The sequence below is a fragment of the Lysobacter gummosus genome (genome assembly GCF_001442805.1).
Taxonomy (GTDB): Bacteria; Pseudomonadota; Gammaproteobacteria; order Xanthomonadales; family Xanthomonadaceae; genus Lysobacter; species Lysobacter gummosus.
The window spans coordinates 4212407-4222777 of sequence record NZ_CP011131.1; the positions used below are offsets into that span (position 1 = coordinate 4212407).

The following is a 10371-nucleotide window of genomic DNA, read 5'->3' on the forward strand; positions in this document are numbered from 1 at the left end:
CAGCCTCCTCTTAGACGGCCGCGCGGCTGACGATTTCAACCACGCTCCAGTTCTTGGTCTTGGACATCGGAGCAATTTCCTTCACCCGCACGATGTCGCCTTCTTTGCAGGCGTTATCGGCGTCATGGGCGTGGAGCTTGGTCGAGCGACGGATGTACTTGCCGTACAGCGCGTGCTTGACCTGACGCTCAACCAGCACGGTGACGGTCTTGTCCATCTTGTTGCTGACGACCCGGCCTTCAACCGTGCGCAGCGCCTTGTCTGTATTGTTGTCGGTCATGGCGGGTCCTTACTTCTTCTCGCCCAGCAGCATGTTCACGCGAGCGATCTCGCGCTTCACGCGGCGGGGTTCGTGGGTCTTGGCCAGCTGGCCGGTGGCCTTCTGCATGCGCAGAGCGAAGCTCTCCTTATGCAGCTCGACCAGATGAGCCTTGAGCTCATCGGCCGACTTCTGACGAAGTTGCTTGAGTTCCATTAGCGCACCGTCCGGGTAACGAAAGTGGTGGTCACCGAGAGCTTGGCCGCGGCCAGACGGAACGCTTCGCGCGCCACGTCTTCAGCCACACCTTCGATCTCGTAAATCATGCGACCGGGCTGGATCTGAGCGACCCAGTACTCGACGTTGCCCTTACCGGAGCCCATTCGGACTTCGATCGGCTTCTTGGTGATCGGCTTATCCGGGAACACGCGGATCCACATCTTGCCGCCACGCTTGACGTAACGGCTGATCGAACGGCGGGCCGCCTCGATCTGGCGCGCGGTCAGCTGACCGTGCGCGGTTGCCTTGAGGCCGTATTCGCCGAAGCTGACGGCGTTGCCGCTCCAGCTCAGGCCATCATTGCGGCCCTTGTGTACCTTGCGGTACTTGGTTCGCTTGGGTTGCAACATGACGGATTACCTCTGTTCGCGGGCAGGACGGCCCGGACGGTCGTTACGATCACCGCGGTCGCCGCGGTCACCACGATCGCTGCGCGGCGAATCGTCCTGCTTCTCCTGGCCCACTTGGGAGAAGTCGAACACTTCGCCCTTATAGATCCAGGTCTTGATGCCGATGATGCCGTAGGTCGTCTTGGCTTCAGCGAAGCCATAGTCGATGTCGGCACGCAGCGTGTGCAGCGGCACGCGACCTTCGCGGTACCACTCCGAACGCGCGATTTCGGCGCCGTTGAGACGGCCGGCGACGTTGACCTTGATGCCCAGGGCACCCAGGCGCATCGCGTTGCCGACCGCGCGCTTCATGGCGCGGCGGAACATGATGCGGCGTTCCAGCTGCTGAGCGATCGACTCGGCGACGAGCTGCGCGTCGAGCTCCGGCTTGCGGACCTCGGTCACGTTGATGTGCGCCGGAACGCCCATCAGCGCGCTGACTTCCTTACGCAGCTTCTCGATGTCCTCGCCGCGCTTGCCGATCACCACGCCCGGACGGGCGGTGTGGATCGTCACGCGGGCGTTGTTCGCCGGACGTTCGATGAAGATCTTCGAGATGCCGGCCTGAGCCAGCTTCTTGCGAAGCATTTCGCGAACCTTCAGGTCAGCCGCCAGGTACTCGGCGTACTGCTTCTTGTTGGCGAACCACTTGGAATTCCAGTCCTTGGCGATGCCCAGGCGGATTCCGGTCGGATGAACTTTATGACCCATTGTCTGACTCCGCCTTACTTGCCCGCGCCCACAACCACAGTGATGTGGCTGGTGCGCTTGAGGATGCGGGTGCCGCGGCCTTTCGCACGAGCCATAAAGCGCTTCAGTGCGGGACCCTCGTCCACCATGATGGTCTTGACCTTGAGCTCGTCGATGTCGGCGCCCTGGTTGTTCTCGGCGTTGGCGATGGCGGACTCCACGACCTTGCGGATCAGTGCAGCTGCCTTCTTGTCCGAGAACTTCAGCAGGTTGACGGCGCGCTCAGCGGACAGACCGCGCACCTGGTCAGCGACCAGGCGGGCCTTCTGCGGGGAGATGCGCGCGGTGCGCAGGATGGCTTTCGCTTCCATAGTCATCTCCTTACTTGCCCGACTTCTTGTCGCCGCCGTGACCCTTGAACGTACGGGTCAAAGCGAACTCGCCAAGCTTGTGGCCAACCATGTTTTCGTTGACCAGCACCGGGATGTGATTCTTGCCGTTATGGACGGCGATCGTGAAGCCAACCATTTCCGGCAGCACCATCGAACGACGCGACCAGGTCTTGATCGGCTTCTTGTTGTTGCCCGCGGTTTCGACCTTCTTCATCAGATGATGATCGACGAACGGGCCCTTCTTGAGTGAACGTGCCATGTCCGATTAACCCCTGCGATCGCGCACGATGAATTGCGTGGTGCGCTTGTTCTTGCGCGTCTTGTAACCCTTGGTCGGAACACCCCACGGGGTGACCGGATGCGGGTTGCCCTGGCCAGCCTTCGCCTCACCACCACCGTGCGGGTGATCGACGGGGTTCATGGCCGCGCCGCGAACGGTCGGCTTGATACCGCGCCAACGCTTGGCGCCGGCCTTGCCGAGCTTCTCGAGGCTGTGCTCGTCGTTGCCGACTTCGCCGATGGTGGCGCGGCACTCGACCGGCACCTTGCGCATTTCGCCGGAGCGAAGACGCAGCGTGGCGTAGCCCTGCTCGCGAGCGACCAGCTGCACGCCGGCGCCGGCGGCGCGGGCGAGCTGAGCACCCTTGCCCGGCTTCATTTCGATGCAATGCACCGTGGAGCCGACCGGGATGTTGGTGAGCGGCAGCGTGTTGCCGACGCGGATCGGAGCGTCACGGCCCGCGATCACCTGATCGCCGTCCTTCAGGCCCTTGGGGGCGATGATGTAACGGCGTTCGCCATCGACGTAGCACAGCAGCGCGATGTGCGCGGTGCGGTTGGGATCGTATTCGATCCGCTCCACGCGCGCCGGAATGCCTTCCTTGTCGCGCTTGAAGTCGATGATGCGGTAATGCTGCTTGTGACCACCGCCGATGTGACGGGTGGTGATGCGACCGTGGTGGTTACGGCCGCCGCTCTTGCTCTGCTTTTCGACCAACGCCGCGTGCGGCGCGCCCTTATGCAGGCCCGGCGTCACGACGCGGACCGCATTGCGGCGACCGGCGGAAGTGGGCTTGAAAGTCATCAATGCCATGGATCTTTCCTCAGGCCTTGGCCATCACGTCGATCGACTGGCCATCGGCCAGCTTCACGTACGCCTTGCGCCAGTCGGCGCGACGGCCCATGCGGTTCTTGAAGGCTTTCTGCTTGCCCTTCACGTTGACCACATTGACAGCCTCGACCTTCACGTCGAACAGCTTTTCCACGGCGACTTTGATGTCGGCCTTGGTAGCGTCCGTCGCCACTTCGAAGACGTATTGGTTGGAGACTTCCTGCAGACGCGCGGTCTTTTCGGACACGCGCGGTGCGCGGATGATGCTGTAGAGCTTGGCGTCGTTCATGCCAGCCACTCCTCGATCTTCTTGACCGCATCGGCGGTGAACACGATCGAATCGGCGCCGACGAGGGCCACCGGATCGAGTCCCTGCACGTCGCGGACTTCCACATAAGGCAGGTTGCGGGCCGAGAGGTACAGATTCTCGGACGCTTCCTCGGTGACGAGCAGCGGACGACGGCCCATTTCGAGCGACTTGAGCATGGCGATCATGCCCGAGGTCTTCGGCGAGTCGATATCCAGCTTTTCGACGACGGTGATGCGGCCCTGGCGGTTCAATTCCGACAGGATCGCAGCGATCGCCGCGCGGTACATCTTGCGGTTCACCTTTTGGGCGAAGCTGCGCGGCTTGGCCGCGAAGGTCACGCCGCCGCCGACGAAGATCGGAGCCGTCAGCGCGCCATGACGCGCACCGCCGCCCTTCTGCTTCTTCGACTTCTTGGTGGTGCCGTTGACTTCCGAACGCGTCTTCTGCGCCTTGGTGCCGGCGCGGCCCGCGTTGCGGTAGGCCACAACAACCTGGTGAACCAGGTCTTCGCTGAATTCGCGATCGAAGATGGCGTCGGAAACCGACAGCTTCTTGTCGCTACCGTTGATGGCAAGTTCCATCGTTATGCTCCCTTGCTCGACGGGCGGACGATCACGTCACCGCCCGGAGCGCCCGGCACGGCGCCCTTGATCGCGATCAGGCCGCGCTCAGCGTCGACCTTGACCACTTCCAGGCCCTGCGTGCTCTGCTGGACGGCGCCCATGTGACCGGACATCTTCTTGCCCGGGAAAACGCGACCCGGCGTCTGGCGCTGGCCGATCGAACCCGGCGAGCGGTGCGACAGCGAGTTACCGTGCGTCGCATCGCCCATGCTGAAGTTCCAGCGCTTGATCGTGCCCTGGAAGCCCTTGCCCTTGGTGATGCCCTGGACGTCGACGATCTGGCCCACTTCGAAGATGTCGGCCTTGATTTCGCCGCCCACTTCGAAAGCGTTGATCTTGTCGTCTTCCACGCGCAGCTCCCACAAGCCGCGGCCTGCTTCGACCTTCGCCTTGGCGAGGTGACCGGCTTCGGGCTTGTTGACGAGCGCCGCGCGGCGCACGCCGACGGTCACCTGCACGGCGCTGTAGCCGTCGGTTTCCGTGGTCTTGATCTGGGTAATGCGGTTCGGGGTCGCCTCGATGAGGGTCACCGGAACCGACTTGCCGTCTTCAGTGAAGAAGCGGCTCATGCCGGCCTTGCGACCGACGATGCCCAACGAATATTTCTTCGCGGTCATGGTGGGTGCCTCAGGTCAGCTTGATCTGGACATCAACGCCAGCCGCGAGTTCGAGCTTCATCAGCGCGTCCACGGTCTTGTCGTTGGGGTCTACGATGTCGAGCACGCGCTTGTGCGTGCGGGTCTCGTACTGGTCGCGCGCGTCCTTATCGACGTGCGGGGAGACGAGGACGGTGTAGCGCTCGATCTTGGTCGGCAGCGGGATCGGGCCGCGCACTTGCGCGCCGGTCCGCTTGGCCGTCTCGACGATCTCGCTGGCCGAGCGGTCGATCAGACGATGATCGTACGCTTTGAGCCGGATCCGGATCTTTTGGTCCGCCATGACGGAATTCCTTGGTTAAAAGAGCGACGGGACGGCTTCTGGGTGCGCCGACCCCACGAAAACGCAAACACTCCAGGGCAACACCCTCGCCCCGGAGCTTCCTTGCCTGGAAAAGCTAAGGCGGCCCGGTCTCCCGGCCCGCCCAGACGGAATAAAACGCACGAATGGCTCCATTTAGCGTTCTTTGGATGCCCTAGGGCCCAGAACGTATGGAGCGCTGCCGTGCGACATGTCCCTGTCTGGCGAATACGAGGCGCATCCTGCTCCTCATTTCGCTGGTTGCGCCGCCCCGGAATAAACAGGGGTGGCACGGTGGTCGCGCATTCTACATGCATCCGATCGGAGAGTGCAAGCACCCGCCTCCCGGACGATGAATACGGCCCCTGCCCTCTCCGGGCCGGGCTTGGACTACCGGTTTTCTCAATCGCGGTCGCGGGACTGCGGTTGAGAAAACCGGCGACGGGCTGGGCCCGCCGCGGGTTTCTTTGGATCCGGTGGCGATCCGGCTGGGCCACCACCTTGACGCATGAAGCTGGAACCGAAGATCTTCGCCACCGACTTTCGACCCGGCCATCGCGCATAGCGCGATGGCGCTCGGCGCCACGCGACATGCGCTTCAACGCATGTCGCAAGCGGTGTCGCCTCACCCCCGCTTTCGCGGGGATGACGATTCGACAAAGCCGGGCGCGCAAGCGTGCCCGGGTCAAATCGTCACTTGATGATCTTCGCCACCACGCCGGCGCCGACGGTACGGCCGCCTTCGCGAATCGCGAAACGCAGACCTTCGTCCATCGCCACCGGGTTGATCAGCGACACCACCATCTTCACGTTGTCGCCCGGCATCACCATCTCGACGCCTTCCGGCAGCTCGCAAGCGCCGGTGATGTCGGTGGTGCGGAAGTAGAACTGCGGACGGTAGCCCTTGAAGAACGGCGTGTGACGGCCGCCTTCGTCCTTCGACAGCACATACACTTCGGCTTCGAAGTCGGTGTGCGGCTTGATCGAACCCGGCTTGCACAGCACCTGGCCGCGCTCCACGTCGTCACGCTTGGTGCCGCGCAGCAACAGACCGGCGTTGTCGCCCGCCTGACCCTGGTCCAGCAGCTTGCGGAACATTTCCACGCCCGTAACCGTGGTCTTCTGCGTCGGACGGATACCGACGATTTCGATTTCGTCGCCCACCTTCACGATGCCGCGTTCGATACGACCGGTCACCACGGTGCCGCGGCCCGAGATCGAGAACACGTCTTCCACCGGCATCAGGAACGGCTTGTCGATCGCGCGCTCCGGCTCCGGAATGAACGTATCCAGCGCATCGACCAGCTTCAGGATCGCCGGCACGCCGATTTCGCTCTGGTCGCCTTCCAGCGCCAGACGAGCCGAACCGTGGATGATCGGGGTGTCGTCGCCCGGGAACTCGTACTTGGTCAGCAGCTCGCGGACTTCCATCTCCACCAGCTCCAGCAGCTCGGCGTCGTCCACCATGTCGGCCTTGTTCAGGAACACGACGATGTACGGCACGCCGACCTGACGCGACAGCAGGATGTGCTCGCGCGTCTGCGGCATCGGGCCGTCAGCGGCCGAGCACACCAGAATCGCGCCGTCCATCTGCGCCGCACCCGTGATCATGTTCTTCACGTAGTCCGCGTGGCCCGGGCAATCGACGTGCGCGTAATGGCGGTTCGCCGATTCGTATTCCACGTGCGCGGTCGAAATCGTGATGCCGCGAGCCTTCTCTTCCGGCGCCGCGTCGATCGCGTCGTACGCCTTGAACTCGCCACCGAAACGCTCAGCGCCCACCTTGGTCAGCGCCGCCGTCAGCGTCGTCTTGCCGTGGTCAACGTGACCGATCGTGCCGACGTTCACGTGCGGCTTGGTGCGCTCGAATTTACCCTTAGCCATGATGTGTCTCTCTTAAGTTCTGTGATTCGTTATTCGGGATTTGGGATTGGCGATCGAAAGCGGCCCGATCCCTTGCAAATTTTCGCGATGCGGCGCCGACCGAGGTCTTCGGGAGCAGGTGGAATCCGCTGTGCGAATCCCGAATCCCCGCTCCCGAATCCCGCTTATCAGTTGCCCTTCTTGATCACGGTCTCGGCGATGTTGTTCGGCGCCTCGGCGTAGTGATCGAATTCCATCGTGAAGGTGGCGCGACCCTGGGTCAGCGAACGAATGGTCGTCGCGTAACCGAACATTTCGCCCAGCGGCACCATCGCGTTGATGGTCTTGCCCGACGGCGTGTCGTCCTGGCCCTGCAGCAGGCCGCGACGACGGCTCAAGTCGCCCATCACGTCGCCGACGTAATCTTCCGGCGTCACGACTTCGACCTTCATCATCGGCTCCAGCAGGACCGGATCGGCCTTGCGGAAACCTTCCTTGAACGCCATCGACGCGGCGAGCTTGAACGCCATTTCCGAGGAGTCGACGTCGTGGTACGAGCCGAACACCAACTTGACCTTGACGCCCACGACCGGGAAGCCGGCCAGCGGACCGCTGGTGATGGTTTCGCGCAGGCCCTTCTCGATCGCCGGGATGAATTCCTTCGGAATCACGCCGCCGGTGATGTCGTTGACGAACAGGAAATCGTTCTCGACGTCCTCGTTCGCGCGGTCCTTCTCGTTCATCGGCGACAGCTCGATCACGACGTGACCGTACTGACCCTTACCGCCGGACTGCTTGGCGTGCTTGTAGTCCGACTTGACGTCCGACTTGCGGATGGTCTCGCGGTACGCCACCTGCGGCTTGCCGACGTTGGCTTCGACGTTGAACTCGCGCTTCATGCGGTCCACGAGGATGTCCAGGTGCAGCTCGCCCATGCCGGCGATGATGGTCTGACCCGATTCTTCGTCGGTGCGCACGCGGAACGAAGGATCTTCCTGCGCCAGGCGGCCCAGGGCGATACCCATCTTTTCCTGGTCCGACTTGGTCTTGGGCTCGACCGCCATCGAGATGACGGGCTCCGGGAAGATCATGCGTTCCAGGGTGATGATGTGATCCTGCGCGCACAGCGTGTCGCCGGTGGTCACGTCCTTCAGGCCGACCGCCGCAGCGATGTCGCCGGCGCGGACTTCCTTGATTTCATCGCGCTGGTTGGCGTGCATCTGCAGGATGCGGCCCACGCGCTCTTTCTTCGACTTGACCGGGTTGTACACCTGGTCGCCCGAATTGAGCACGCCCGAGTAGACGCGGAAGAAGGTCAGCGAACCCACGAACGGGTCGGTCATGATCTTGAACGCCAGCGCCGAGAACGGCTCTGCGTCGGACGCCTTGCGGGTGTCTTCCTTGTCGTCTTCGTCGATGCCCGCCACCGGCGGACGATCGGACGGCGACGGCAGCAGGTTGATCACGCCGTCGAGCATGGCCTGAACGCCCTTGTTCTTGAACGCCGAGCCGCAGAACACCGGCACGATCTCGACGCGCAGGGTGCGCGCGCGCAGACCGGCGACGATCTCTTCCTCGGACAGCTCGCCCTCGTTGAGGTACTTGTCCATGAACTCTTCCGAGGCTTCCGCCGCGGCTTCGATCATGAACGCGCGAGCTTCGTCGGCACGGGCTTGCAGGTCGGCCGGGATGTCGCGGTACTCGAACTTGGTGCCCTGCGATGCGACGTCCCAATGGATCGCCTTCATCTTGAGCAGATCGACCACGCCCTCGAAGCCTTCTTCAGCGCCGATCGGCACCTGCATCGGCACAGCGTACGCGCCCAGGCGCGCCTTCAGCTGCTCGACGACCTTGTCGAAGTTGGCGCCGGTGCGGTCCATCTTGTTGACGAACGCCATGCGCGGCACGGAGTACTTGTTGGCCTGACGCCACACGGTCTCCGACTGCGGCTGCACGCCACCGACGGCGCACAGCACGAACACCGCACCGTCGAGGACGCGCAGCGAGCGCTCCACTTCGATGGTGAAGTCCACGTGTCCGGGGGTGTCGATGATGTTGAAGCGGTGTTCGGGCAGCGACTTGTCCATGCCCTTCCAGAACGCGGTGGTCGCGGCGGAAGTGATGGTGATGCCGCGTTCCTGCTCCTGCTCCATCCAGTCCATCGTCGCGGCACCTTCGTGCACTTCGCCGATCTTGTGGCTGACGCCGGTGTAGAACAGGATGCGCTCGGAAGTCGTGGTCTTGCCGGCATCGATGTGAGCCATGATGCCGAAGTTGCGGTAACGCTCGATGGGAGTGGTGCGAGCCACGGGACCCTCTCGTAATAAGTTTTCGAATTCCAGATGGCCGGACGCCGCCTTATCGGCGGCCTCCGGTTCGCAAGGCGGCCTTTACGCCGCCGCGGCAACATCTCATGCGGATGTTGCGAAGGCCCTGTCGCCAGGGCGCTTAGATCACCAGCGGTAGTGGGCGAACGCGCGGTTCGCTTCCGCCATGCGGTGGGTCTCTTCGCGCTTCTTGATCGCCGCGCCGCGGTTTTCCGAAGCATCGAGCAGCTCGGCGGCCAGCTTGCGCGGCATCGAGCTCTCGCCGCGCTTGCGCGCGGATTCGATCAGCCAACGCATCGCCAGCGCCATGCGGCGCGAGGTGCGAACTTCGACCGGCACCTGGTAGGTGGCGCCGCCGACGCGACGCGACTTCACTTCGACCGACGGCGACACATTGGTCAGCGCCTTCTCGACCAGCTCAAGGGCGTTCGGATTCTTTTCACCGATGACGTCCATTGCGCCGTAAACGATCTTCTCGGCGACGGACTTCTTGCCGCTCTGCATGACCATATTGATGAAGCGCGCGATCGTCTCGCTGCCGTGCTTGGGATCGGGCAGAACCGAACGCTGTGGGGTGGAACCTTTACGCGACATGGTGCGTACCTATTTTCTTGATTCTTGACAGACGTGCTGGCGGGTGGCGGCGCCGGGCGCTCGCCGAGGCAGCGACGCGCTTAGGACTTCGGACGCTTGGCGCCGTACTTGGAGCGGCTCTGGCGACGCTTGGCCACACCGGCGGCGTCGAGCGAGCCGCGCACGGTGTGGTAGCGCACGCCCGGCAGGTCCTTGACGCGACCGCCGCGGATCAGCACGACCGAGTGCTCCTGCAGGTTGTGGCCTTCGCCGCCGATGTACGAAATGACTTCGTAACCGTTGGTCAGGCGCACCTTGGCGACCTTACGCAGAGCCGAGTTCGGCTTCTTCGGGGTCGTGGTGTACACGCGGGTGCAAACGCCGCGACGCTGCGGGCAGTTCGCGAGCGCCGGCGAGGCGCTCTTGTAGGTGGTCGCCTGCCGCGGCTTGCGGACGAGCTGATTGATGGTTGCCATCTAGAACTCTTGTATTGAGGGGCCGGGCGGCCGCTTCGTGAGAAACAAACGGCACGCCGAAGACTTCCGACCTGCCGAGACGAAAAAGTATAGCCCGCGCTGAACGTTTCCGTCAACGCAGG

15 protein-coding genes are annotated in these 10371 nt (G+C 63.2%); all 15 read right to left on the bottom strand.

Going from position 1 to position 10371, the window contains the following annotated elements:
- Nucleotides 1–10: 10 nt before the first annotated feature.
- Nucleotides 11–280 carry a 30S ribosomal protein S17 gene (gene rpsQ / locus LG3211_RS17030; RefSeq protein ID WP_057943870.1) on the bottom strand — a complete coding sequence of 90 codons (270 nt, stop codon included), beginning with the start codon at nucleotides 278–280 and terminating at the stop codon, nucleotides 11–13.
- Between the two features lie 9 nt (nucleotides 281–289).
- Nucleotides 290–475 carry a 50S ribosomal protein L29 gene (gene rpmC / locus LG3211_RS17035; protein WP_057943871.1) on the bottom strand — a complete coding sequence of 62 codons (186 nt, stop codon included), beginning with the start codon at nucleotides 473–475 and terminating at the stop codon, nucleotides 290–292.
- Nucleotides 475–888, bottom strand: a complete 414-nt coding sequence (rplP, locus tag LG3211_RS17040; RefSeq protein WP_036111797.1) for a 50S ribosomal protein L16 — start codon at nucleotides 886–888, stop codon at nucleotides 475–477. Before rplP ends, rpmC begins: the two co-directional genes overlap by 1 nt.
- Before the next feature lie 6 nt (nucleotides 889–894).
- Complete coding sequence (gene rpsC / locus LG3211_RS17045; RefSeq protein ID WP_057943872.1) at nucleotides 895–1638, bottom strand: 30S ribosomal protein S3; 744 nt, start codon at nucleotides 1636–1638, stop codon at nucleotides 895–897.
- Between the two features lie 14 nt (nucleotides 1639–1652).
- On the bottom strand, nucleotides 1653–1988 hold the full coding sequence (gene rplV / locus LG3211_RS17050; RefSeq protein ID WP_057943873.1) for a 50S ribosomal protein L22: 336 nt from the start codon (nucleotides 1986–1988) through the stop codon (nucleotides 1653–1655).
- A 10-nt stretch (nucleotides 1989–1998) separates the two neighbouring features.
- Nucleotides 1999–2268 carry a 30S ribosomal protein S19 gene (rpsS, locus tag LG3211_RS17055; protein WP_057943874.1) on the bottom strand — a complete coding sequence of 90 codons (270 nt, stop codon included), beginning with the start codon at nucleotides 2266–2268 and terminating at the stop codon, nucleotides 1999–2001.
- Between the two features lie 6 nt (nucleotides 2269–2274).
- Nucleotides 2275–3102, bottom strand: coding sequence for a 50S ribosomal protein L2 (rplB, locus tag LG3211_RS17060; RefSeq protein WP_057943875.1), 828 nt, complete (start codon nucleotides 3100–3102; stop codon nucleotides 2275–2277).
- A gap of 10 nt (nucleotides 3103–3112) precedes the next feature.
- Nucleotides 3113–3409 carry a 50S ribosomal protein L23 gene (rplW, locus tag LG3211_RS17065; RefSeq protein WP_057943876.1) on the bottom strand — a complete coding sequence of 99 codons (297 nt, stop codon included), beginning with the start codon at nucleotides 3407–3409 and terminating at the stop codon, nucleotides 3113–3115.
- The gene (rplD, locus tag LG3211_RS17070; RefSeq protein ID WP_057943877.1) at nucleotides 3406–4011 is read right to left on the bottom strand and encodes a 50S ribosomal protein L4; all 606 of its coding nucleotides are present in this window, start codon (nucleotides 4009–4011) and stop codon (nucleotides 3406–3408) included. Before rplD ends, rplW begins: the two co-directional genes overlap by 4 nt.
- A gap of 2 nt (nucleotides 4012–4013) precedes the next feature.
- The gene (gene rplC, locus LG3211_RS17075) at nucleotides 4014–4670 is read right to left on the bottom strand and encodes a 50S ribosomal protein L3 (RefSeq protein WP_057943878.1); all 657 of its coding nucleotides are present in this window, start codon (nucleotides 4668–4670) and stop codon (nucleotides 4014–4016) included.
- A 10-nt stretch (nucleotides 4671–4680) separates the two neighbouring features.
- Complete coding sequence (gene rpsJ / locus LG3211_RS17080) at nucleotides 4681–4992, bottom strand: 30S ribosomal protein S10 (RefSeq protein ID WP_022968186.1); 312 nt, start codon at nucleotides 4990–4992, stop codon at nucleotides 4681–4683.
- Between the two features lie 711 nt (nucleotides 4993–5703).
- Nucleotides 5704–6894, bottom strand: coding sequence for an elongation factor Tu (gene tuf / locus LG3211_RS17085; RefSeq protein WP_057943879.1), 1191 nt, complete (start codon nucleotides 6892–6894; stop codon nucleotides 5704–5706).
- Between the two features lie 167 nt (nucleotides 6895–7061).
- Complete coding sequence (fusA, locus tag LG3211_RS17090; RefSeq protein WP_057943880.1) at nucleotides 7062–9182, bottom strand: elongation factor G; 2121 nt, start codon at nucleotides 9180–9182, stop codon at nucleotides 7062–7064.
- Nucleotides 9183–9326: 144 nt separating this feature from the next.
- The gene (gene rpsG / locus LG3211_RS17095; RefSeq protein ID WP_057943881.1) at nucleotides 9327–9794 is read right to left on the bottom strand and encodes a 30S ribosomal protein S7; all 468 of its coding nucleotides are present in this window, start codon (nucleotides 9792–9794) and stop codon (nucleotides 9327–9329) included.
- A gap of 80 nt (nucleotides 9795–9874) precedes the next feature.
- Nucleotides 9875–10249: a 30S ribosomal protein S12 gene (rpsL, locus tag LG3211_RS17100; RefSeq protein WP_036115437.1), complete on the bottom strand. Its 375-nt coding sequence runs from the start codon at nucleotides 10247–10249 to the stop codon at nucleotides 9875–9877.
- Nucleotides 10250–10371: the final 122 nt, after the last annotated feature.